Consider the following 23,745-nt stretch of genomic DNA (forward strand, 5'->3'; position numbering starts at 1 on the left):
CGAACCGTCACGTACCGATCCTGCTCAGCCGGTGATCGCCGCGGATTCGATGACCACGTTGTCCACCGGGACGTCCTGGTGCATGCCCTGCGACGAGGTGGACACGCCGGCGATCTTGTCGACCACGTCGGTGCCGTCGGTGACCTCGCCGAATACGGCGTAGCCCCAGCCCTGGCCCGCCGGCTGGGTGTGGTTGAGGAAGTCGTTGTCGGCGACGTTGATGAAGAACTGCGCGGTCGCCGAGTGCGGATCGTTGGTACGCGCCATGGCGACCGTGTACTTGTTGTTCTTCAGGCCGTTGGCCGCCTCGTTCTGGATGGGCGCCTGCGTGGGCTTCTGCTGCATCTGGCCGTCGAAACCACCGCCCTGGATCATGAAGCCCGGGATAACGCGGTGGAAGATCGTGCCGTCGTAATGTCCCGACTTGACGTATTCGACGAAGTTACGGACGGTGTCCGGCGCCTTCGCCTCGTCAAGTTGGAGGCCGATGGTTCCGTAGTTCGTCTCGAGATTCACCTTGGTCATGCCCCTACCTTTCCATTACCGCCGCTGGACCCCGCGCTTAAGGGGGTGTTTCCCGGCAGATTGTGCCAGCCGCCCGTCTTTACCCCATTCGGGTGGTTTGTATGCGCCGGTTGTCGGGTGTGTTCGCGCTCGGATCGGGTACGCGCCGGGGGCACCACCGGGCCCCGCGCGCCGCGCCCAAGTAGCATGCCAGCGTGCCAGAAGTCGCCACCGCAGTACTGACGAAGACGCCACCGGAGCCGGAGCCGAAGGTCGCGCCGAAGGATTTCCGGATCGCGCGTCTCGTCGCGATCGTCACCGGTGTGCTGGGGGCGCTGTTCGCGGTCGCCACACCCTTCCTACCCGTCACCCAGACCACGGCGACGCTGAGCTGGCCGCAACACGACAGCCTGGCCAATGTGCAGGCACCGCTCATGTCGCAGGTGCCGATCGACCTCACCGCGACCATCCCGTGCGCGGCGGTGAATCAGCTGCCCCCGCAGGGCGGCATGCTGCTGGCCACCGCACCTCCGCAGGGCGACCGCGCGGCGCTCGAGGCGCTGTTCGTCCGAGTTTCGGAAACCTCGGTGGATGTGGTGGACCGTAATGCGGTCGTGGCGACCGCCGACCGGGCGGAGATGGCGAACTGTTCGGCCATCACCATCCATTCCGATATCGAAGCCACCAGCGCGGCCTTCGTCGGGCTCACCACCGAGGCCGGCGAACCCAACGCGGGCCGGCTGGTCGGTGACCTGCGTCCGCAGATGGTCGGTGTATTCACCGATATGACCGGCGGTATACCGGCCGGGCTGAGCCTGGAGTCCACGATCGACACCCGGTTCAGCTCCAGCCCCACCTGGATCAAACTCGCCGCGATCGTGGCCGCGGTGCTGTGCACGGTATTGGCGCTGGTGGCGCTGGCGCGACTGGACACCAGTGATGGGCGCGGCCACCGGCGTTTCCTGCCGGCGCACTGGCTGAAGCCCACCCTGGCCGACGGCGGGGTCGTCGGCACGCTGCTGCTCTGGCATTTCCTGGGCGCCAACACCTCCGACGACGGCTACATCCTGAGCATGGTCCGGGTGGCGCCGGACGCGGGCTATATGGCCAATTACTTCCGCTGGTACGGCGTGCCCGAAGCACCATTCGGCTGGTACTACTACGTGATCCAGCTGTTCGCCCAGGTCTCCACGGCCAGTCCGTGGGTCCGGCTGCCCGCGCTGGCATGCGGGATCCTGTGCTGGATGGTGATCAGCCGCGAGGTGGTGCCGCGGCTGGGCAACGGCCTGCGCGGTGCGCGGGGACGCGCCTGGTTCGGCAGCGTCCCGCTGTGGACCGGCGGCCTGGTCTTCCTGGCGTTCTGGCTGCCCTACGACAACGGTCTGCGGTCGGAGCCCATCGTCGCGCTCGGCGCACTGCTCACCTGGGTTTCCATCGAACGCGCCATCGCGACCGGGCGATTGCTGCCGGCCGCGGTGGCGGTGGTGGTCGCGGCGTTCACCCTCGCCGCCGCGCCGACCGGCCTCATGTGTGTGGCTGCGCTGCTGGCCGGTATCCGGCCCATCACCCGCATCATCGTGCGCCGGCACCGGGAGCACGGTACGGTCGCGCTGCTCGCGCCGTTGGCCGCCGCCGGATTCCTGGTACTCACCGTGGTCTACGGCGACCAGACCTTCGCCGGTATCCAGGAGGCGAACCGGATCCGGCAGCTGGCCGGGCCCAACCTGGCCTGGTACGAGGACTACCTGCGGTACTACTACCTGTTCGTCGAGACCGTCGACGGGTCGCTGTCGCGCCGCTTCGCCTTCCTGGTGATGCTGCTGTGCTTGTTCACCACCATGCTGGTGCTGCTGCGCCGGCGGCGGGTGCCGGGTATCGCCGCCGGGCCGACCTGGCGGTTGATGGGCGTGGTGTTCGGCACGATCTTCTTCATGATGTTCAACCCGACCAAGTGGACCCACCACTTCGGCGCCTACGCCGGAATCGCGGGTTCGCTGGCCGCGGTGACCGCCGTCGCGGTATCGGCCTCGGCGCTGCGGGCGCGCAAGAACCGGGCGATCTTCTTGGCCGGGTTGCTGTTCACGCTGGCGCTGGCGTTCTCCGGTATCAACGGCTACTGGTATGTGTCCAGTTACGGGGTGCCCTGGTTCGACAAGCGGGTGGTGCTGGGCGGTATCTCCTCCAACACCGTGATGCTGGTGCTGTTCGCCGCGGCCCTGCTGTTGGTCGGCTGGCACACCCTGCGTGAGGGGTACGCCAAACCCCCGAACTCCACGCGCACCGCCCGGGGCCGCCGCGTCCGTAAGTTCGCGGCGATCCCGCTCACGCTGGTGGCCGCGGCCATGGTGCTGTTCGAGGTGCTCTCCCTGGCCAAGGGCGCCTACTCGCAGTATCCGGGGTATTCGCTGGCCCGCGGCAATATCGATGCGCTGACCGGGCAGAGCTGCGGTCTGGCCAACGATGTGCTGGTCGAATCGAACGCGAACGCCGGCCGGCTGAACCCGATCATCGACCCGGCGAATCCGCCCACCAACCCGAACGATCCGCTGGCCGGCGTCGATCCGGTCGGCTTCTCGCCCAACGGCGTCCCCGACGATCTGTCCGCCGACGCGGTCGAGGTGAAACCGGGTACCGGCAACACCTCCAGTCAGTCGGTGGGCGCGGCGTTCGCCGAGGGCCAGAACGCCGGTACCGGCGGCGGACAGGGCGCGCAGGGTGTGAACGGCAGCACCGTGGCCCTGCCCTTCGGCCTGGACCCGGCCACCACGCCCGTCCTGGGCAGCTACCAGGAGGGTGTACAGCAGCCCGCGTTCGTCTCGTCGAGCTGGTACGAACTGCCGGAACGCTCGCCCGACCATCCGCTGGTGGTCATTACCGCGGCCGGCCGCATCCTGTCCTACGACGACACCGGTGCCATGCAGTACGGCCAGTCGCTGACCGTCGATTACGGCAAACGGCAGCCGGACGGTTCGGTAACACAGCTCGGCACCTACCTGCCTCGCGATATCGGCCCCTTCCCGTCCTGGCGCAACCTGCGGGTGCCGCTGGACGAGATCGCCCCCGAGGCCGACGCCGTACGGGTCGTCGCCAACGATCCGATCCTGATCGGCGACCAGTGGCTGGCGTTCACCCCGCCGCGGTTGCCGAAACTGGAATCCGCCAACGACTACCTGGGTTCGGAGCAGCCGATTCTGCTCGACTGGGCAGTCGGCCTGCAGTTCCCCTGCCAGCGCCCGTTCCGACACGTGAACGGGGTCGCCGAGGTACCGAAGTTCCGCATCCTGCCGGACCGCCCGCTCGCGGTGAGCTCCACCAACACCTGGCAGGCCCAGGAGTTCGGTGGTCCGCTCGGGTTCTCCCAGATGCTGGCCAAGTCGACCACGATCCCCACCTACCTGAAGAACGACTGGGGCCGGGACTGGGGCACGCTGGAACGCTACGACCAGTACTACGACGCGGTACCGGCGGAACTGGCGACGGGCACCGAGACCCGTAACGGGTTGTGGGATCCGGGCAGGCTGCGGGTTTTCTGATCCCCCGACGACTGCGGCGACCGGGCACCGGAATGTACAATTTCTGGTGTCTGGTCGCCGAATTTTGTACAGGAGGTTCTCATGTCGCTAACCCATATCGAGATCGACGACGAGGAGCTGGAGACCGCCAAGAAACTGGGTGGGCACAAGACCAAGACAGCGGCGGTCGCCGAAGCATTGCGGCAGTACAACCAACGCATGAGTCGTGCGGCCGCTGTTGACTACTACTTCGAACTAGCGCAGGACTGGGATATCGAAGGAGCTGAAGCTGCCCATGCGGCAGAGAAGAGGGCATTCCGCCGGTGACCGGCTACCTTGTCGACTCCTCGGCGCTGTGGCGCATCCTTCGGGACCGCACGGTCCTGGACCGGTGGCGGGAAACTCTTGCCAACGGGGAGTTCCGTTCTTGCTACCCGCAACGCAGCGAATTCTTGACCTCGGCGCGAAATCTGAAGGAGTATTTGGACTTCTGCCGAATGTTCGACACCCTCTACCGAGATGCTTCGGTCCCGAAGGTGGCCGGTCAGTGGATCGGGAAAGTCCAGTATTTCGCGGCCGAGCGAGGCAGTCACCAATGCTTGTCGGCAGTGGACCTGCAAGTGTGTGCTACTGCGGCGCATCACGGTCTGGTGGTCGTGCACGATGATTCGGACTTTGTCACCGCGACCAGGCTCTCGGTCGAGCTCCAGCAGATCAATGTGCATGAAGGTCCGATCGATCCCGGCCGCTGAGTCCACTGCCCGCGACACCTCGGATCACCGCCGTCGTCCACGTTCTGTGTGCACGCGGTCCGAGCAACAACCCTGCACTAGGCTGACCGACGCCCAGTAGGTGGATCGGGAGCCGGAGGTAAGTACGCCGATGACTACGAGTCGCGGCGCGCGGTTGGTGCGTCAGGTCGGGGCCGGAGTCGGCGAAGCGGTGCTCGCGACGGTGGTCGCGGTGGTGGTGGTCGCCGTCGGGCTGGTCGCGTTCTCCCTGGTGCAGTGGCCCGCGTTCAATTCCTCCAATGTCGTGCGGGCACTGACCACTGTCGGTCAGGTGGGGGCCGCGGCGCTCATCGCGGGGTCCATCGCCCTACTGCGACTGCGGCGTTCGCGATGGCTCGCGAAACTGCTGTCCTGGACCGGTATCTCGGCGTTCGTCACCGTCACTCTCGGGATGCCGCTGGCGGCCACCAAGCTGTACCTGTTCGGTATCTCGGTGGACCAGGAGTTCCGGACCGAATACCTGACCCGGCTCACCGACAGCGCCGCGTTGCGCGATATGACCTACGCCGATCTGCCGCCGTTCTATCCGGCCGGCTGGTTCTGGGTCGGCGGCCGGGTGGCGAATGTGCTCGGGATGGACGGCTGGGAAGTGTTCAAACCGTATGCGATCGGGTCGATCGCGGTGGCCGCGGTGGTATCGCTGGTGCTGTGGACCCAGCTGATCCGCGCGGATTGGGCGGTGGGGGTCACCAGCGCGGTGACGGCCGTGGCCGTCACCTATGCCGCGCCGGAAGCCTATGGCGCGGTGATCGCGATTCTGTTGCCGCCGGTGCTGGTGATGGCGTGGGGCGCGCTGTACCGCCCCGCGGAGATCGCCGGCCCGACCGCGGACGCGGCGGAAACGCGTACCGCGGGTGGCTGGGGCGCGGTGCTGGGCACCGGGCTGTTCCTGGGGCTCGCCGCCGCCTGCTACACCCTGTACTTCGCCTTCGCGGTGTTCACCGTCGTGCTCATGGCGCTGGTCGCGGCCGGACTCGGCCTGCGGTTGCGCTACGCGGCCCGGACACCGCGCCGGGTGGCGGCACACACCGGGGAGTCGCACGCGCCGGTCGGTAGCGCCGGCCGGGCTATCGGCGCACCGCTGTTGCGACTGATCGTGATGGGCGTGATCGCCGCCCTGATCGCGCTGCCGGTGTTCCTGCCGTTCCTGGTCCGGATGCTGGATCGGCCGAAACTGCAGTCCGGGGGCGCGTTCCACTACCTGCCGGAGGCCGGATCCGAGCTACCGTTTCCCATGGCGCATTTCTCGCTGCTCGGCGCGCTGTGCCTGATCGGAACCATCTGGCTGGTGATGCGCGCGAGCTCCTCCCGCCGTGCCCAGTCGCTCGGCCTCGGCGTGGTCGCGGTGTACCTGTGGTCGCTGCTGTCGATGCTGGCCACCGCGGCGGGATCCACGTTGCTGTCGTTCCGGCTGGAACCGGTGCTGCTGGTCCTGCTGGCGGCCGCGGGCGGGTTCGGTTTCGTGGAGGGGGCGCGGGCGGTATACCAGGCGCTCAACGAACCGACGCGGTTCCGCTGGGTGGCCATAGCGCTGGCGACGGTGGGCGCGCTCGCCTACTGCCAGGACATCCCCCATGTCCTGGCACCCGAGATCACCACCGCCTACACCGATACCGACAGGGACGGCCGGCGGGCCGACCAGCGCGATCCGTCGGCGGTCCGGCACTACCACAACATCGACGACGCACTGCGGGTCCAGACCGGCCGCGAACCGTCGGAAACAGTGTTGCTCACCGGCGACACCACCTTCCTCGCCTACTACCCGTACTTCGGTTTCCAGGGCATGACCTCGCACTACGCCAACCCGCTGGCCGATTACGCGGATCGGTCCGCGGCGATCGAGCAGTGGAGCGAAAAGGACACACCGGACGAACTTCTCGACGCGCTGTCCACGGCGCCGTGGCGCGCGCCCGACGCGTTCCTGTTCCGTCGCAGTGGTGACGAGTACACCCTGCGACTGGCCGCCGATGTGTACCCGAACGACCCGAACGTCCGTCGCTACACCGTCGCGTTCCCCGCGAAATTGTTCGACGTCCCGCGTTTCACTGTGACCGATATCGGCCCGTTCACCCTGATCGTCGTGAACCGCTGAGCGGTATCGCCAGCCGCCGGCCGCCCGGTTCCCGCGGTGTCCGGCCGGCCGCACTCGCGCCGCCGAGCCGGCCGCTCCCGGTCTGCGGGTGAGCTCCGCTCAGCAGCGCCTATTAGAGTCGAGCCCCGTGCGACCGGACCGATCTCCTCGAGCGTTGAACCGTATCCGCCTGCTGGCTCTCGTATCCGGGCTAATCGGGTTCGTGCTGGCCGTCGCGGCGCCGCTGCTGCCGGTGCGCCAAGACCAGACCGCGCTGGACTGGCCGCAGGCCGGCGCGGCGAGTGTCGAGGCCCCGCTGGTGAGCTATCAGCCGCTGCGGCTGGATCTCACCGTGCCGTGCCCGGTGCTGAACACCGCCGAGGGCACGGTGGTGGAAACGGTGCCGGACGGTTCGGGTCAGTCGTCGGCGCGCGGGCTCCGGGTCGCGGTGACCGGCGACACCCTGTCGGTGGTGCTGCGTGATGTGCCGCTGTTGTCGGCCGAGCGTGCCGAACTGGGCGGCTGCCAGGCCCTGACGCTCACCTCGGCGGCCGCCGCGACCACCGCGGAACTGACCGGTACCGCCCGGGCCGACGGAACACCGTTGCGCGCGGAGGTGGACCGGGATATCCGTCCGCAACTGGTCGGGGTGTTCACCGACCTGCCCCGGGAGCAGCTCGACGGTATCCGGTTGCACGCCGATATCGACTCGCGTTTCACTTCGTCCCCGACGCCGCTCAAGCTGGCCGCGATCGTCGGCGCGGTGGTGTTCACGGTGCTCGCCCTGTTCGCGCTGCATCTGCTCGACACCACCGACGGCCGCCGGGCCCGCCGCTTCCTGCCCGCGCACTGGTGGCGCTTCCGGCTCGCCGACGGCGCGGTACTCGGTGTACTCGCCGGCTGGCACATCATCGGGGCCAACACCTCCGACGACGGCTACATCCTGACCATGGCCCGCGTCTCGGACAAAGCCGGTTATCTGGCGAACTACTACCGCTGGTTCGGGGTGCCGGAAGCGCCCTTCGGCTGGTCCTACGAGGTGCTGGCGTGGATGACGCGGATCTCGGAGTCGAGCCCGTGGATGCGGCTGCCCACGCTCCTGGCCGGGATCGTGTGCTGGCTGGTGATCAGCCGGGAGGTACTGCCCCGGCTGGGTGCGCGGGTACGGGGCAATCAGATCGCCCTGTGGACCGCGGGCCTGGTGTTCCTGGCGTTCTGGCTGCCCTACGACAACGGTCTGCGCCCGGAACCGCTGATCGCGGCCGGTGCGCTGCTCACCTGGTGTTCGATCGAACGCGCGATCGCCACTGCCCGGCTGCTGCCCGCCGCGATCGCGGTGCTCATCGCGGCCTTCTCCCTGGCCGCCGGACCCACCGGACTCATCTGCATCGCCGCATTGATCGCCGGCTCCCGCCCGGTGCTCCAGATCATCATCGCCCGCGCCCGTGGCGGCGCTTCCCGGGCGGAGTCGCTGTGGCGCTACGCGAGCCTCGTCCTGCCGGGCCTGGCCGCCGGAACCCTGGTGTTGGTGGTGATCTTCGCCGACCAGACCCTGACCACGGTGCTGGAGGCCACTCGCGTCCGTACCGCGGTCGGGCCGAATGTGGCCTGGTTCGACGAACGCACCCGCTGGGATTCGTTGCTCATGCTCTCCCCGGACGGTTCGCTCTCGCGGCGGTTCGGGGTCCTGCTCATGCTGCTCTGCCTGCTGGTGTGCGTACTGCAGGTGCTGCGCAAGGGCCGGATCCCCGGGACTTCGCGCGGTCCGTCGGTGCGGATCCTGGGCATTGTCTTCGCCTCGCTGCTGCTGATGATGTTCACACCCACCAAATGGACCCATCACTTCGGTGTCTACGCGGGTCTGGCGGGTTCACTGGCCGCGCTGGCCGCGGTCGCGGTGGGCAGCAACGGTATCCGGGCACCGCGCAATCGCGCCCTGTTCGCGGCCACCGTGCTGTTCCTGCTGGCGATCACGTTCACCGGCTCCAACGGTTGGTGGTACGTGTCCAGTTACGGTGTGCCGTGGTGGGACAAGGCGCCGCTGCTCGCCGGTAAGGGCCTGTCCACCCTGTTCCTGGGACTCAGCGTGCTCGCCCTGCTCACCGCGTTGTGGATGCACTACCGGATGCCGTACCTCCGTGGTTCGGGGCACCGAGGGGGCTCCGGAACCGCGACGCCGAAGGCGGCGCAGTATTACACAGCGCCGCTCACGGTGGCGGCGGCATTGCTGGTGCTCTTCGAGGTCGCTTCGCTGGCCAAGGCGGCCGTCGGACAGTACCCGGCCTACTCCGTCGCCAAATCGAATACCCGTGCGCTGGCCGGCGATCCGTGCGGGCTGGCAGACGATGTGCTGGTGGAGACGAATACCGCCGATTCCCTGCTGCTCCCGTACGAGGGCAACCCCGCCGATGGCCTGATCTCCAACGATCCCGAGACGCGGACTGTCGGATTCACCCCGGACGGCGTGGCCGAGGATCTGACCGCCGATGCCGAGGAAACCACTTCCGGCGGTGCGAATTCCGTCGAATCCGACACCGAGAACAAGACCACCGACACCACCGGTGCCGGGACCGGTGGCGGCACGTCCGTGCAGGCCGGTATCAACCGTTCCACGGTGGCGCTACCGTTCGGCCTCGACCCGGCCCGCACCCCGGTGCTCGGCAGCTACCGGAGCGGCGACCAGCAGCAGGCGAAGCTCACCACCGGCTGGTATCGCCTGGATCTCACCGACGAGATGCGGACCGACCCGGCCTACCGGGTGCTCGCCCTGACCGCCGCGGGCCGGATCAAATCGGTGGATTCCGACGGCGTGCTCACCTACGGCCAGGACCTCACGGTGGAGTACGGGACGCGCGGCGCCGACGGCACCATGACGGTGCTCGGGTCGGTGACACCGCTGGATATCGGCCCCAATCCGTCCTGGCGTAATCTGCGCGTACCCCTGGACCGGTTGCCCCGGGAGGTGAACGCGGTCCGTCTGGTGGCCGTCGACAACGACATCACGGCACGGCAGTGGCTGGCCGTCACGCCGCCGCGGTTGCCGCGGCTGGCCACGCTGGATTCCGTTGTGGGACACACCGACCCGGTGCTGCTGGACTGGCATGTCGGACTGGCCTTCGGCTGCCAGCGGCCGTTCGACCACAGCCACGGCGTCGCGGAGGTGCCGCGCTGGCGGATCCTGCCCGACCGCGTCGGTTCCGATGCCTCCAACGCGTGGCAGGACCGTATCGGCGGCGGTCCGCTCGGCTGGACCGAGCTACTGCTGCAAGCCGATACAGTGGCGACCTATCTGTCCGACGACTGGGGCCGGGACTGGGGTTCGCTGGAGCGTTTCGCTCCGTATCGTCGCGACGCGGTACCGGCCGAAACGACCGTCACCGAGGCGGATCGAAGCGGTATGAGCACCGACGATCCGATCAAAGTGAGTTGAACGAGGTTGCGCTACATCGAGACTCGTCTATCAAGTGTTATGGCTCACATATCGGTTTATCTCCATGTGAGGGAATTGTCGAACGGGTGACGAACCGCAGCACGGCCCGTAGGCTGGTTCACATGACTTCGGCCTTCGATGATATGGAATTGCGCGATCTCGTCGGCTTGCTCACCGATGAGGAGCAAAGGGAACTACGACCGTCGGTATTGCGCGTCCTCGGGCGTCTGCCGTCCCAGGAGGTGCTGCGCCGCGAGCTGGGCCAGCGAATGACACGCGTGTGACAGTGGCTGCGGCCGCCGTACACGGTGGCCCGCCGGAAGTACCCGAATACGACGAGGGCCGTCGAACACCGGATCGAATCGGTGCGCGACGGCCCTCGAGCATTGTGCGGGGGTGAGCAGGCTCACCGGCCCTGCCCGCTGGTGCGGGCAGAGCCGGCGGAGCGGAACTAGACGGGGAGCCTGCGGAAGATCGGCCGCGGGATATGACGCAGGATCATCATCACGTACCGAAACGCGCCCGGCGCCCAGATGAGCTCCTTGCCCTTCTCCGAGGCGTCCACCGCCAACGCGGCGACCTCTTCCTTGTCGACCGTGAACGGCGCCTCTTTGGCGCCCGTGGCCTTCCAGTGCTCGATCGTGGTGGTGGTGCGCACCTGACCCGGCCGGATTACCAGCACCCGGGGCCCGTGCGGGCGCAGCGCCTCGCCGAGGCCCAGATAGAAACCGTCCAAGCCGGCCTTGGTGGAGCCGTAGACGAAGTTGGATCGGCGCACCCGCTCGCCGGCCGCCGAGGACATGGCGATGATCCGGCCGAAGCCCTGCGCCTTCATCTTCTCGCCGGTCAGCACGCCGACCGAGACCGCGGCGGTGTAGTTGATCTGCGCGATCTGCACCGCTTTGCGCTGGTCCTGCCACAATTCCTCGGCATTGCCGAGCAGTCCGAACGCGACGATCGCGACATCGACGTCCCCGTCGGCGAAGGCCTGGTCGACGACCTTCGGGTGGCTATCGGTGTCGAGCGCGTCGAAATCGATCACATCGACCTGGCTCGCGCCCGCGGCCTTGGTCTGCGCCACCGCGGTATCACGCAGCGGATCGCCCGGCAGGGTGGCCAGGATCACCCGGGCCGGACCCTTCTTCAGGTACTCCGCGACGATCGCGAGGCCGATTTCCGAGGTCCCGCCGAACAGCAGAATGGACTGCGGATTGCCTACCGCGTTGATCACTGAAGCTCCAGCCTTCTCGCCATATCGGACATGAAAACGCCTGTGGGGTCGACGCTGCGGCGGACCTTGATCCACTCGTCGATCCGGGGATACATCTGATGGAAGGTCTCGGCGGTCGTACGCGAGTCCTTACCGGTGTAGAGCCGTCCACCGAATTCCAGTACCCGCCGGTCCAGTTCGGTGACGAAATCGTTGAGACCGGGCGCGATCGGGAAGTCCAGGCAGACGTTCCAGCCCGGCATGGGGAAGCTCAGCGGCGCCTGGTTGCCCTCGCCGAAGTACTTGAACACGTTCAGGAACGAATAGTGCCCGCTCGCCTGGATGTCGATGAGGATCTGCTTGAACTCCTCCACCGCCTCCGGCGGCACCACGAACTGGTACTGCAGGAAGCCCCGCGACCCGTAGGCCCGGTTCCATTCGCCGAGCATATCGAGGGGGTGATAGAACGCCGTCAGATTCTGCGGCTTCTGCCGGTAGGTGGCGCCCTTGCGATACCAGACCTCGGTGGCGAGGGTGAACGTCTTGTTGTTGAGCAGACCGTTGGGGAACACATCGGGGAACGTCAGGAATGTTTTCCCGGTGAAACCCAGCGGGTTCGTGCGCAGCTTCTTCGGCAGCTGATCCAGCTTGGCCAGCGAACCCCGCGAGATCACCGCCCGGCCCAGTTTGGGCATCGGGCTGAGCGCGTCGAACCACGCCGAGCTGTACTCGTAGTTGTCCTCGGACCCGTCGCTGTGGAACGCGATCGTCTCGTCGAGGCCGGAGGTCACATCGCCGTCGGCGATGAAGTACGCGGTCTCGGTCGGCGTCATCTCGATGGTGGCGCGCAGGATGATGCCGGTCAGGCCGCAGCCGCCGATGGTGGCCCAGAACAACTTGGCGTTCTTCTTGGGGCCGATGGTCTGTACTTCGCCATCCGCGGTGAGCAACTGGATGGACCGGACATGGTTGCCGAAACTGCCCGCGCTGTGATGGTTCTTACCGTGGATATCGGAGCCGATGGCGCCGCCGACGGTGACCTGCCGAGTGCCCGGCAGAACCGGGACCCACAGGCCGAACGGCAGCGCGGCCTTCATCAGCTGGTCGAGCGTGACACCCCCGTCGACATCCACCAGCCGGGTGTCCTGGTCGATCCGGTGGATCCGGTTGAGCGCGGTCATATCGATGACCAGCCCACCCGCGTTCTGCGCATTGTCGCCGTAGGAGCGGCCGAGCCCGCGGGCGATCACACCGCGCCGTAGGTGCTCTGATTTGCCGTCGTTGTCCTCGGCGACAGCGGCGACCGCGCGGGCGATGAGTTCGGGGTCGCTCGTCGAGAGCACTTCGGCGGTGGTGGCCGCCGTACGGGCCCACCCGGTGAGCGTCCGGGTTCGCGTGGGTAGCGTGAACCCCGTACCGGCGCTAACTGGATCGTCGGCCGGCGGGGTCTCGGTACCGGACGCCTGAGTCGAGGTCGGAGCTTTCGTGGACATCGGCTTAGAGGCTACAGGCTGTATCCATTTGCGGCGCCTTCGGCGCCGCGGGGGTCGGGGCCCTGTGACCCCGATTCTTCCCTCCTCCGCTCAATCGCTGCGCTCCTTCGCTTCGTCAGTCCAGAATCGGGGGCGGGCCCAGACCATGAACGCAGACCATCCGGAGTAGGCGGAAGGTGGGTGCTGTCGTGCGCCTGGGCCGGCCTGGGGAGGTTGACGACTCTGTAAGTGCTCAATGATCGCCGCTCTGTGGACTGTCGACTGCACACGCTCAGTCGCTACGCTCCTTCGCTCTGTCGCTCCAGAACCGGGGTCGGGCCCCGACCACGGACGCTGACGATCCGAAGTAGATAAAGAGGTGTGCGCCGATGTGCGCCTCGACCGGCATGGGTAGGTTCACGGCACTGTAAGTGCTCAATGATCGCCGTCCCATGGGCGGTCGACCGTACTCGCACACGCTCCGGAACCGGGGCGGGCCCCGACCTCGGGTGCCGGCTGTGCGGAGTGGATAGAGCGGCACGGGGACCTGGGACATGGTCGACCTGGGTAGGTTCACGACTCGGTAGGTGCTCAATGGTCGCCGATCTATGGACGGCCAACTGCACCCGCGGGCCCACGGGCGGCTCCGGACAAGTACATTTCCGTCGGTGGGCCCTGAAAGCAACGCAGTGAGCCGGAGCCCCCGGGTGACGCCGGGCGGCACCGGGGATGTTCCCGTCGCGGCCGAGGATCCGGCCGTCGCCGTGCGGGAGCCGGACGATGCCGGATCCGGGAGTGCGCAGATCGGTCTGGTGACCCAGTTGGTGCGGTTCGCGGTCACCGGGGCATTGTCGGCCGTGGTCGACTTCGGGCTCTACGTGCTGCTGCTCGAGGTGGTGGGGCTGCCGGTGAATCCGGCCAAGGCGATCGGTTTCATCGCCGGCACCACGACCGCTTATCTGATCAACCGCCGGTGGACCTTCAACGCGGCCCCGAGCCGGGCCCGTTTCACCGCGGTGGTGATCCTCTACGCGCTGACCTTCTGCGTCCAGGTGGGTATCAACTGGGTCTTCTACCATGCCTTCGACGAGGGGCTGTGGTGGCGCGTCCCGCTGGCCTATGTGATCGCGCAGGGTACGGCCACGGTGATCAACTTCGTCGTCCAGCGCCTGGTCATCTTCCGTATCCGCTAGTTCCCCGCGCACAGTGATGAGCCCCGGTCGTCGCGGACTTCCGGGGCTCATCGCTATGGGTTTCTCTTGTTTTCTCGTCGGGTACTACCGAGGCCGCGGTGGTCGCGGCCGGCGCCTCAGGCGCAGGCGACGCTGGCCAGGCGCTGCGGCCGGCGGGCACGCACGGAACGGACGGCGGCGCCGATCGCGACCACCGGCGGGATCCAGCGGGCTTCCTCCGGGTCCACGCTCCAGCTGGCCGAACCGGCCGAGAGGTGGGTGGGCGGCAGCGGGATGCCGTCGCCGTCGGTGTGCACGACCGCACCGGCGGCCCGCAACGCCGCGACGGCGCGTCCGGCCTTGCGCATCCCGGTGACCAGATGGATCTCCCGGCGCTCGGCGCCCGGAATCTCGATCACCGGACCGGTCATGTTGTTCGCTCGCAGATACCGGCGGACCGACGCGGCCAACTCCCCGGTGACCTCGACGGCGGAAAGGTCTGCGTCGGTGATCAGGCACAGGCCGTTGGTCGTTTCGGCGACCGTCCAGCCACGCTGGGCGTAATCCCGCGCGGCAGCGGACTTGGCGGCCGCCGAGACGGAAGTCGGAAACGTCGTACGCACTGTCATCTCCATTCCCCGGTATAGATAAGCTCCGGCTTTCATGGGTCGTATCGGTGCCGGGTGCCCGGGGCGTTACGCCGTTCCAGCGATTTTTTTTCGACTGTCGGCTTCCTCTCATTTGTGGCAGCAGTCGACATTCACTGGTACAGGACGATCGTCGGGATGTTGGTTGGCTTCGCGGGCGCAATCCGGGAAGTATTCCGTTATGGCCAGCGAGGCAGCGGACGAATCCCCGAGAACCGGTCCGGCGGTGGCCGGAGCACCTGAGGCGGCGGTTCCTCTCCCGGCCGGCGCGGGAGTGAGACCGCCGGAGGAGGACGATACTGCGGATTCGTCTGGTCGGCGAATCCGGCGGAAGCTCAGTTGGCGCGCCGAAGCCGCGCAACGCTTCGCCGACGCGGCCGCCGCCGAGGACGAAGCCCTGCCCGAGGCCGGCGCTCGGACGGTCCGGCACTGGGACGCCGACGCCATCCGCGGACTGCTGGATGTGCAGTTCCGCAGGCCCGCCACCAAAACCTTGCTACCGCTGGTCTACCTGCTCGGACTGGTCCTCGCGGTGATCGTGCCGGTGGCGCTGACCGTGCCGGCTCAGCGGGTCTCGGCGCTGCTCGGGGTACTCGCGGCCCTGCTGGCGCTGCCTTTCGCGGTGGCGATCGCCGCCGCGGTCCGGCTCTTCCTCGATTTCCTGGTGAACGCCTCCCGGCCGGCGACCGGGTGGAACACATCGGCGATCTCGCCGACGACCTGTTCCAGGTGCTGTCCGAGGTGGCCGAACCGGTGAACCAGCTCTCCGAAGATGTGCGGGCGGTGCAGTTCTGGCGTTTCCGCCGTGGGTCGCGCAAATAACACCGCGACTCGCGTAATAGCGCCGAATTCTCGCGGTAGGGCAAATCACTGTCGCCGGGCGGCCGAATAACTCGGCCGCTTCCCGGATAGAAGGGTCGGGTCGCCCGGCCCGTATTTCAGCGGTTTCGCAACCGGGGCGCCGCGGCATCCTTCGGGGAGCGCAGAAAGGTGAGCCGTTGCCCGTCCCGACCGGTCTCCGGCCAGTCGATGGCCAGGTCCGGATCGAAGGCGTCCAGATCGTGGTCGTGCTCGGGTCTGTACTCGAGCGAGCACAGATAGGTGAGGACCGAATCGTCCTGCAGTGACAGCACCGCGTGCCCGAGCCCCTCGGACAGGAACACCGACCGGCGGTCCACATCGTCGAGCACCACGCTGTCCCAGCGGCCGAAGGTGGGGGAGCCCGGCCGCAGATCGACCACGACGTCGAGGAAGGCGCCGCGGCCACAGGTCACGTATTTGGCCTGACCCGGCGGATCATCGGTGTAGTGGATGCCGCGCAGCACGCCGGCGGCCGAAACCGAGGTGTTGACCTGGAGCAGATCGAAGGACCGGCCGGTGGCCCTCTCGAACTCCGAGGCCCGGAAGGTCTCGGCGAAGGCGCCCCGGTCGTCGCCGTGGATCTTCGGCGTGAAAACCCAGGCGCCGGGGACCGACATCTCACTGATCCGCATCTACCCACTCACCAACTTCGTCCGCGCTCGAGCAGATCGAGCAGGTATCCACCGTAGCCGGAGCGGGTGAGCGGGTCGGCGAGCAGGCACAGCTGCTCGTCGTCGATATAGCCCATTCGCCACGCGACCTCCTCGGGCACTCCGATCTTCAGACCCTGCCGCTCCTCGATGGTGCGGACATAGTTGGCCGCGTCCAGCAGTGAGTCGAAGGTGCCGGTGTCCAGCCAGGCGGTACCGCGGGCCAGCACATCGACACTGAGCTTGCCCGCCTCCAGATAAGCCCGGTTGATATCGCTGATCTCGTATTCGCCGCGGGCGGAGGGGCGCAGCCCGCGCGCGATCTCCACCACGTCGTTGTCGTAGAAATACAGTCCCGGGACCGCATAGTTGGATCGCGGCAGTTTGGGTTTCTCCTCGATGGAGATCGCCTTGCCGTCGGCGAATTCGACCACGCCGTAGGCGGTCGGATCGGATACCCGGTAGGCGAAGATCGCGCCGCCGTCGATCGCGGCGAACCGGCTCAGGCCGGTGCCGAGGCCGGGGCCGTGGAAGATGTTGTCGCCCAGCACCAGTGCGGCCGGATCGCGGCCGATATGGTCGGCGCCCAGTACGAACGCCCGGGCCAGACCGTCGGGGACCGGCTGCACGACGTAGTCGATCGCGATACCGAACTGGGCGCCGTCGCCCAGTAGGCGCTGGAAGGACGCGGCGTCCTCGGGTGTGGTGATCACCAGGATGTCCCGGATTCCGGCCAGCATGAGAGTGGACAGCGGGTAGTAGATCATCGGTTTGTCGTAGACCGGGACCAGCTGTTTGCTCACCCCGCGCGTGATCGGATGCAAACGCGACCCGGTGCCGCCCGCCAAAATGATTCCGCGCATGTTCGGTCAGTGTGCCAGCCCGGGTGCGAGCGGGTACGTGCGGCGGTACTTCGCCGCGCCGCCGGATGCAGTGGGCCGGGACCGCGCGGCGGGCCGCGGGCCGCCGCGTCCTCGGCACCGTTTGGTGGCGCGCTTTCTGGGTACTCACCGACAATGAGGGCGATACAGGGGTCCGATCCAGATCCGTTTCGATATTTTTTTGAGGATTCGGTCGAGTATCCGCCCGAATTCTGTGCCGCCGCGGTTTTCCGTGTACGGCCGTGATATTGCGCCCTCGAGATCTGATAGGTGCGAAACGGGATTGAGAGGGGAGAGGCTTTGTCGGTTCCGGCTGTGGACGCGAGAAAACGAAACCCGGAGAAGGGGTATGTAGCGCTTTTGGGTTGGAGTCTCAATGCGGTCGAGGCGATAGATCGTTTCGATAGGCGTTACGTGGTGGTGGCCCCGGAATGGGCGGAGGAATACTGTGCGGAGCACGGGATACCATATATCCCCTGGAATTTCGAACGGCTGAACGAGCGTTCGGTGGAAATCGCCGAGACATTACGTGACATGGGCGTCGACGTAGCCATTCCGATCTTCGAGGAAACTGTCGAATGGGCGGGAGCCATAAATTCCGTACTGATGGACAACCCGCGGCTCTTCGGTCAGGCCATGCTGCTGCGGGACAAAGCTCTGATGAAACGGCGTGCGCAGCTCGGCGGTATCAGGGTGGGGATCTTCGAGGAAGCGCACGAGCGCGATGACGTGATCCGTTTCCTGAAACGGGTCAACCAGACCTTGATGAAACTCGACGGCGACCCCAACGACCCCATCCACATCAAGGCTTTCGACAAGGCCGGTTGCCTCGGCCACCGGGTCATCCGGACGCCCGACGAGATCGAGACCATCCCCGACGACGAATTCCCGGTGCTGATGGAATCCCATCTCGACGGGTGGGAGTTCGCGGTCGAGGCGTGGATCCACGACGGTAAGATACGGTTCCTGAATATTTCGGAATATGTGACCCTCGGCTACTCCGTTTTCGTCCCGGCGACCCCGGAACTGGAGAAGTACAGGCCGGAGATAACCCGCCAGGTGGAGCGGCTGATCAAAACGTTCGATATCGAATTCGGGTTCGTCCACCCCGAGTACTTCGTGACCAGCGACGGTGAGATGTATTTCGGTGAGGTCGCCTACCGGCCGCCCGGATTCAAAGTGTTCGAGTTGCTGGAGCGAGCGTACGGTTTCAATGCCTACCACGGGCTGGTGCTCGCATTCGACCCCAAGACGACGGAAGACGAGATCACGGAATTCTTCCCACAGGAGGTGGTCGAGGCCAAGGGGCATGCGGGTACCTTCGGAGTCTATCCGCGCCGCCGGGTGGTCAGCCGATTGTCGGTGCCGGAGGAGACCGAAGATCACGAATATTTCGATACACACGAGCTCACCGCTCCGCTGACCGAAAAAGTGATGAAGCGTACGGCTTTTGGAAACCATTGGGGTCTTCTGTACTTCTTCGGAGAGGACCCGTACACTCTCCGGGACCTGTTGAAAAGGCAGGAAGAGCTCGATTTCTATATTTGATCCGTTGTCGGCAACGGGTTCGTCGGGGAGGTTCGGCGATTGAGTCCACTCAACAGCGGCGGGGAGTCCATGGACAGGCATATGGCCCGATTGGACGAGGCCACCCAGGCACTTGCGGATGCCGGTGATTTCGGCAAGCAGGTCAAGCTGTCGCGAGTATTCGGCGCGCTGCGCCGCGTACTGCTGCTGCCCGAAGGCTGCGCCGCGGTGCGGTCACGCGCGGCGCGGCTGGATACCGCCGGACTGTTCCTCGGTACCGACTGGGCACGCCCGCAGATCCTCATCCCGTCGCTGAGCAGCGGCTCGCTGCGCAGCACCAATCCGGACACCGTCGTCCTGGAGACGGTGAGCAATCTACGGTTGCTGGAGGTCGCCAAGGGGGCGTATGTGCATCCGCAGATCTCCGCGGAGCAGGCCCACCACCATGTGTCGCAGGTGCTCGCCATCAACCTGTCGTTGCTGTTCACCCCGCCGTCCGAGGCCGAGCGGACCCAGCAGGGACGGATGGCCCAGGTGCCCCGGGAGTTGCTGCGCCACCTGGTGGAGGAGGTGGGCTACGAGAAGGTCCTGGAGAATCTGGTCGACGAGATCTGGCGGATTCTGCGGCAGCGCCCGATCCAGGTCGACTCGGTGAAACGGATGATCACCCAGATCGCGGTGGCGCGCAGCAATCCGGATATCGATCTGGGCGCCGGTGGGCTGGGCGCGGACCGGCTGATCAGCAGTCTGTACGGCACCACCGACGCCTGCCGTGAGGATCCCGGTGTCGAGGTGTATCGCACCCGGCTGGAAACCATGGACGACAGCGCCCTGCAGTACGAGACAGCGGGTTTCGCGCGCTCGATGCACGATACGGGCCTGGTGTCGCCGTACCACGCCGTCCTGCTGCGCTTCCTGCTGAACAAGGGCGAGTACCTACTGGGCGAGGCACTGGGATTGTCCAGCACCGGGCGCGAATGCCTGCTCTGCTACCACGAACTGGTGCGGCAGCTGATCGACGAGGCCGTGCACGTCGAGACGGCGCAGTGTATCTACGGGCTGGCGCTGATGCTGGAACGCGGCATCCTGTACCAGCCCCCGGTGGCCCCGGCCCTGTGGCGGCAGCTGGCGCTGCAACTGTCGGCGCATGCCCGGCAACGCCTGACGCAGGCCTTCGGAGCGGACCCGGCTCCCCGCGCCCGGTTGCTGGCGGGCATGTTGTCGGTACTCGGGCTGCCGCTCGGGATCGGCCAGGGTGACAACCCGACCTGTCAGTCCGCGCGAGCGCTGTCCATGTGGGCCTACAACGACCCCGACTATCTGCTGCAGACACTGGCCTGGGCCGCCCGCGACGACGAGGTCGTCATGCATTTCGAGGGCGAGCCGATCTCCTCGCGCGACAGTGCCGGCGGGGTCGCCACCGAGCTGCCGGTGGACCTTGATCCGGTATCGCTGCTGGTCGTGCCCCATCTGGACCGGATCTACGCGGAGATGGGCCGCCGCTGCGTGGATCGGGAGGGCGATCCGCACCGCTGGATCAACCCGGAATTCCACGGGTGGTGGTCCGGGCGCGGCTTCCGGATCAATGTCGACGTGGCGACCGGCAACCTGACCGATCTCGACGAGTTCCTGCGGCATTTCTACGCGAGCTACCACCCCTTCCACAACGGCAACCAGCCGCTGATCCACCCGCAGCCGGCCGGAATCGCGGTGACCGACAGCGCCGCCCGATTCGTCGGCTGGCATGCGATCACGGTGCTGCGGGTTGCGCTGGACCCACAGGAGCGGATGCGGGTCTATTTCTACAACCCGAACAATGACAGCGGGCAGGACTGGGGAGACGGCGTGGTGGTCGGTACCGCCGGGCACGGCGAACGGTTCGGTGAGGCATCGCTGCCGTTCGAACAGTTCGCCTCGCGTCTCTATATCTTCCATTTCGATCCGCTGGAGCCCGGCGAACTGGCCTCGGTGGACCGGGAGGAGCTGGATCGGGTGGTGGGCTATGTGCACCGCAGCTGGGGCGCCGACCGGCTGCCCGCCTGAGCGTTCAGACCCGGTACCGCTCCAGCAGTTTCGCGAGTTCGTCCAGATCGCGCAGGGAATCCGCTTCCGGCCGCGTTTCCAGCTTCAAGGTAACCCGTTCCACTCCGGCCTCGGCGTAGGCGTCCAGTACCGCCGGGTCCGTCGGTGCCGGGGTGACCGTCACGGGCAGACCACTCGCGGTGAACTCCGCGAGCTGGGCCGGTACCGCGGCGGGATCGGAGACGCCGTTGGGGATCCAGCCCACGCCGTGCCGGAGCGCGCGCCGCGCCGCGGCTTCGCCACCTCCGATGAATACGGGCGGATGGGGTTGCCGGTGCGGTTTCGGCCAGGCGTAGATCGGGTCGAAATCGACAAATCGCCCGTGGTATTCGGCGAGGTCCTCGGTCCAGATGCGGATGATCGCCTCGAGTTGTTCGTCCAGCAGGGCGCCGCGGGTGCGCGGATCGGTGCCGTGGTCGGCCATCTCCTCGCGGTTCCAGCCGACGCCTACGCCGAAGACCACACGGCCGCCGGAGAGGTGATCGAGGGTGGCGACCTCTTTGGCGGTGTGGATGACGTCGCGCTGAACGAGCAGCGTGACCCCTGTTCCCAGGACGAGCCGGTCGGTGACCGCAGCGATCGCGCCGAGTACGACGAAGGGATCGAAGGTGCGGTAGTAGACCCGCGGGAGGTCGCCGCCGCCGGGGTAGGGGGACTCCCGGCTCGCCGGGATATGCGAATGCTCGGCGAGGAACAGTGATTCGAAACCGCGTTCCTCGAGTGCCGGCCCGAGTGCGGTCCCGCTGATTCCCTCATCGGTCAGGAAGGTATTGACGCCGATCCTCATGACAAGACGAACGCCGTGTCCACCCGCGATTATTTCGCGGGTGGACACCGTGGCGGACGAGAATATCCGCAGGTTACCGAGCCGGAGTCGAGCCGGTCGGCGGGAACGGTTCGTTGACGGTGGTGACGTACTGGATCACCGCGCCGATGATCACCGGGGCGGTGACGAAGAGCTGGCCGGCCACCGTGCCCAGGGCACCGATCGCGACGATTCCGCCGAGGCAGCCGATCACCGCGGCCGGCACGAACGGACCGAAGAGCCCGACGATGGTCGCCGCGGCCACGGTCGCGCCGGCGATGCCCCCGAGCACACAGCCGACCGCGGCGCCGCCCAGTCCGCCGACCGCGGTGCCGACCGCGGCTCCGGTGGCAATGGTGTCCTTGAGCCGGGTGAAGGCGGCGACCTCACGGTCGTAGGGGGTCTTCCAGGGCGCTGATTCCTGATGGGGCAGCGCGGCCGGTCGGTACACCGCCCGGTCCGGGTCGAGTTGCGGGGTGAGCGTCGCGGTGTGGCCGGAGATCGCCGCCGCGATGGGGAACTCGAAATCGTCGAGCCGGAATGTCAGCGGTGTGCCGGCCACCACCGTGCCATCGGCCGCTTTGATCTTGAAGGTACCGTCCTCGACCACCATGGACCCCGAATCGGTGGTGACGACGGAACGCCCGTCCACAACCTCCGCGGTGAAGCCGACCGGCGCCGGCCGAGCGGTGGGTGTGGCGTGGGCGCTGCCGGATGCGATACCGAGCGCGGCGATGAGCAGCGTCGACATCGTGGTCAAACTCCTGACGAGCATGGATGTATTCACCTCATATGGGAGTGCGGGCACAGATACGTGTCAATCGAACGGAAGCGACCGCCCGGTGGGGCCCGGTCGAATCCAGACAAAAAGGTTAATGGCCCGGTAGCGGCCTCTGGCCTAGGGGGTCCCGAAAACCCGTCGCACTCTTGCTTTTTCGGAAAATCTCGTGTTCCTGATCGACCCTCGGTGTAGTTCGGAGCACCCTGCGACGCGGCGCACGGAGCCGGACGCCGGGCCGGGAGCGCCGGGGTGCCACCGAGCGCCGCCCGGCCTGGTGACCAGGACGTAGAGTGAACGGGTGCGCCTACTCGTGACCGGTGGAGCCGGGTTCATCGGAGCCAACTTCGTTCAGCACACGGTCGCCGAACGGCCGGATACGACGGTGACCGTGCTGGACGCGCTCACCTACGCGGGCAACCGGGCCTCGCTCGCCCCGGTGGCCGATCGGATCGACTTCGTCCACGGCGATATCGCCGACCTGGACCTGGTCGATGAACTGGTGAGCGGGGTGGACGCGGTGGTCCATTTCGCCGCCGAATCACATAACGACAACTCGCTGGCCGAACCCTGGCCGTTCGTGCAGACCAATATCGTCGGCACCTATTCGCTGCTCCAGGCGGTCCGCCGCCACGATGTGCGGTACCACCATGTCTCCACCGACGAGGTGTACGGGGACCTCGGCCCCGACGACCCCCCGTTCTCCGAACGCACCGCCTACAACCCGTCGAGCCCGTACTCGGCGACCAAGGCCGCCAGCGATATGTTGGTGCGCGCCTGGGTGCGTTCCTTCGGCCTGCGTGCCACGCTGTCGAACTGCTCCAACAACTACGGGCCGTACCAGCACGTGGAGAAATTCATTCCCCGCCAGATCACCAATCTGATCGACGGGGTACGCCCCCGGCTCTACGGCGCCGGACATCAGATCCGTGACTGGATCCACGTGGAGGACCACAATCGCGCGGTCTGGGATGTCCTCGACCGGGGCCGGATCGGCCGGACCTACCTGATCGGGGCCGACGGTGAACTGGACAACCGGACGGTGGTGGAACTACTCCTCGCCGAATTCGGGCGGGATCCCGGCGATTTCGACCATGTCACCGATCGCGCCGGACACGACCAGCGGTACGCGATAGACGCGGGCCCGCTCCGCGCGGAACTCGGCTGGCAGCCGCGTTACGCGGACTTCCGGGCGGGGCTGTCGGCCACGGTCGCCTGGTACCGGGATAACGAATCCTGGTGGCGTCCGGTCAAAGCCGCTACCGAGCGGGCGTACACCGACGCGGGGGAGCGGACCATCTCCGTGTCATGACAACGCCCGGCCCCGCCGTAGCGTGGACCGGGCGTATCCG

The 23,745-nt window shown here is 66.9% G+C and carries 19 protein-coding genes; 11 read left to right on the forward strand and 8 right to left on the reverse strand.

Annotated elements, in window-relative coordinates:
• Nucleotides 1–24: 24 nt before the first annotated feature.
• Nucleotides 25–525 carry a peptidylprolyl isomerase gene (locus ACQPYS_RS00635; protein WP_063040605.1) on the reverse strand — a complete coding sequence of 167 codons (501 nt, stop codon included), beginning with the start codon at nucleotides 523–525 and terminating at the stop codon, nucleotides 25–27.
• A 194-nt stretch (nucleotides 526–719) separates the two neighbouring features.
• Between ACQPYS_RS00635 and ACQPYS_RS00640 the strand changes: the two genes are divergently transcribed.
• The 6 genes from ACQPYS_RS00640 to ACQPYS_RS00665 all read left to right on the forward strand — a co-directional run bounded on the left by ACQPYS_RS00640 (nucleotide 720) and on the right by ACQPYS_RS00665 (nucleotide 10,592).
• The gene (locus tag ACQPYS_RS00640) at nucleotides 720–4,037 is read left to right on the forward strand and encodes an arabinosyltransferase domain-containing protein (RefSeq protein WP_433491437.1); all 3,318 of its coding nucleotides are present in this window, start codon (nucleotides 720–722) and stop codon (nucleotides 4,035–4,037) included.
• Nucleotides 4,038–4,118: 81 nt separating this feature from the next.
• Nucleotides 4,119–4,343: a type II toxin-antitoxin system VapB family antitoxin gene (locus ACQPYS_RS00645; protein ID WP_431939502.1), complete on the forward strand. Its 225-nt coding sequence runs from the start codon at nucleotides 4,119–4,121 to the stop codon at nucleotides 4,341–4,343.
• Nucleotides 4,340–4,768, forward strand: a complete 429-nt coding sequence (locus tag ACQPYS_RS00650; RefSeq protein ID WP_431939501.1) for a PIN domain-containing protein — start codon at nucleotides 4,340–4,342, stop codon at nucleotides 4,766–4,768. The genes ACQPYS_RS00645 and ACQPYS_RS00650 overlap by 4 nt, the downstream gene beginning before the upstream one ends.
• A gap of 130 nt (nucleotides 4,769–4,898) precedes the next feature.
• Nucleotides 4,899–6,899 carry a galactan 5-O-arabinofuranosyltransferase gene (locus tag ACQPYS_RS00655; protein ID WP_433491438.1) on the forward strand — a complete coding sequence of 667 codons (2,001 nt, stop codon included), beginning with the start codon at nucleotides 4,899–4,901 and terminating at the stop codon, nucleotides 6,897–6,899.
• 154 nt (nucleotides 6,900–7,053) lie between these two features.
• Nucleotides 7,054–10,308, forward strand: a complete 3,255-nt coding sequence (locus ACQPYS_RS00660) for an arabinosyltransferase domain-containing protein (protein ID WP_433491439.1) — start codon at nucleotides 7,054–7,056, stop codon at nucleotides 10,306–10,308.
• 122 nt (nucleotides 10,309–10,430) lie between these two features.
• Nucleotides 10,431–10,592, forward strand: coding sequence for a hypothetical protein (locus tag ACQPYS_RS00665; protein WP_168165647.1), 162 nt, complete (start codon nucleotides 10,431–10,433; stop codon nucleotides 10,590–10,592).
• A 167-nt stretch (nucleotides 10,593–10,759) separates the two neighbouring features.
• Here the strand turns inward: ACQPYS_RS00665 and ACQPYS_RS00670 are convergent, their stop codons facing one another.
• Together ACQPYS_RS00670 and ACQPYS_RS00675 are read right to left on the reverse strand one after the other, a co-directional pair.
• Nucleotides 10,760–11,539 carry a decaprenylphospho-beta-D-erythro-pentofuranosid-2-ulose 2-reductase gene (locus tag ACQPYS_RS00670; RefSeq protein ID WP_433491440.1) on the reverse strand — a complete coding sequence of 260 codons (780 nt, stop codon included), beginning with the start codon at nucleotides 11,537–11,539 and terminating at the stop codon, nucleotides 10,760–10,762.
• Nucleotides 11,536–13,011, reverse strand: coding sequence for an FAD-binding protein (locus ACQPYS_RS00675; protein ID WP_433491441.1), 1,476 nt, complete (start codon nucleotides 13,009–13,011; stop codon nucleotides 11,536–11,538). Before ACQPYS_RS00675 ends, ACQPYS_RS00670 begins: the two co-directional genes overlap by 4 nt.
• A gap of 743 nt (nucleotides 13,012–13,754) precedes the next feature.
• Here ACQPYS_RS00675 and ACQPYS_RS00680 point away from each other — a divergent pair.
• Nucleotides 13,755–14,183 carry a GtrA family protein gene (locus tag ACQPYS_RS00680; protein ID WP_431939605.1) on the forward strand — a complete coding sequence of 143 codons (429 nt, stop codon included), beginning with the start codon at nucleotides 13,755–13,757 and terminating at the stop codon, nucleotides 14,181–14,183.
• A 116-nt stretch (nucleotides 14,184–14,299) separates the two neighbouring features.
• On the opposite strand, the gene ACQPYS_RS00685 is transcribed toward ACQPYS_RS00680, so the two are convergent.
• Nucleotides 14,300–14,797 carry a hypothetical protein gene (locus ACQPYS_RS00685; RefSeq protein ID WP_174551742.1) on the reverse strand — a complete coding sequence of 166 codons (498 nt, stop codon included), beginning with the start codon at nucleotides 14,795–14,797 and terminating at the stop codon, nucleotides 14,300–14,302.
• 286 nt (nucleotides 14,798–15,083) lie between these two features.
• Between ACQPYS_RS00685 and ACQPYS_RS00690 the strand changes: the two genes are divergently transcribed.
• On the forward strand, nucleotides 15,084–15,566 hold the full coding sequence (locus ACQPYS_RS00690; protein WP_433491442.1) for a DUF4282 domain-containing protein: 483 nt from the start codon (nucleotides 15,084–15,086) through the stop codon (nucleotides 15,564–15,566).
• 181 nt (nucleotides 15,567–15,747) lie between these two features.
• Here the strand turns inward: ACQPYS_RS00690 and ACQPYS_RS00695 are convergent, their stop codons facing one another.
• Both ACQPYS_RS00695 and rfbA read right to left on the reverse strand, forming a co-directional pair.
• Nucleotides 15,748–16,302 carry a dTDP-4-dehydrorhamnose 3,5-epimerase family protein gene (locus ACQPYS_RS00695; RefSeq protein ID WP_433491443.1) on the reverse strand — a complete coding sequence of 185 codons (555 nt, stop codon included), beginning with the start codon at nucleotides 16,300–16,302 and terminating at the stop codon, nucleotides 15,748–15,750.
• Nucleotides 16,303–16,310: 8 nt separating this feature from the next.
• A complete protein-coding gene (gene rfbA, locus ACQPYS_RS00700) occupies nucleotides 16,311–17,183 on the reverse strand; it encodes a glucose-1-phosphate thymidylyltransferase RfbA (RefSeq protein ID WP_433491444.1) in 873 nt (290 codons plus the stop codon).
• A 525-nt stretch (nucleotides 17,184–17,708) separates the two neighbouring features.
• On the opposite strand from rfbA, the gene ACQPYS_RS00705 reads away from it, so the two are divergent.
• Nucleotides 17,709–18,749 (forward strand): ATP-grasp domain-containing protein, encoded by a 1,041-nt coding sequence (locus ACQPYS_RS00705; RefSeq protein WP_431939604.1) that lies wholly within the window; start codon nucleotides 17,709–17,711, stop codon nucleotides 18,747–18,749.
• 81 nt (nucleotides 18,750–18,830) lie between these two features.
• Nucleotides 18,831–20,771, forward strand: a complete 1,941-nt coding sequence (locus ACQPYS_RS00710; protein WP_084481669.1) for a hypothetical protein — start codon at nucleotides 18,831–18,833, stop codon at nucleotides 20,769–20,771.
• Nucleotides 20,772–20,775: 4 nt separating this feature from the next.
• On the opposite strand, the gene ACQPYS_RS00715 is transcribed toward ACQPYS_RS00710, so the two are convergent.
• Both ACQPYS_RS00715 and ACQPYS_RS00720 read right to left on the reverse strand, forming a co-directional pair.
• Entirely contained in the window at nucleotides 20,776–21,597 is an 822-nt protein-coding gene (locus ACQPYS_RS00715; RefSeq protein WP_433491445.1) for an LLM class F420-dependent oxidoreductase, read from the reverse strand.
• A 73-nt stretch (nucleotides 21,598–21,670) separates the two neighbouring features.
• A complete protein-coding gene (locus ACQPYS_RS00720; protein WP_431939493.1) occupies nucleotides 21,671–22,390 on the reverse strand; it encodes a hypothetical protein in 720 nt (239 codons plus the stop codon).
• Between the two features lie 304 nt (nucleotides 22,391–22,694).
• Between ACQPYS_RS00720 and rfbB the strand changes: the two genes are divergently transcribed.
• Nucleotides 22,695–23,705, forward strand: a complete 1,011-nt coding sequence (gene rfbB, locus ACQPYS_RS00725; RefSeq protein ID WP_431939492.1) for a dTDP-glucose 4,6-dehydratase — start codon at nucleotides 22,695–22,697, stop codon at nucleotides 23,703–23,705.
• Nucleotides 23,706–23,745: the final 40 nt, after the last annotated feature.

Source organism: Nocardia grenadensis (assembly GCF_050942415.1).
Taxonomy (GTDB): Bacteria; Actinomycetota; Actinomycetes; order Mycobacteriales; family Mycobacteriaceae; genus Nocardia; species Nocardia grenadensis.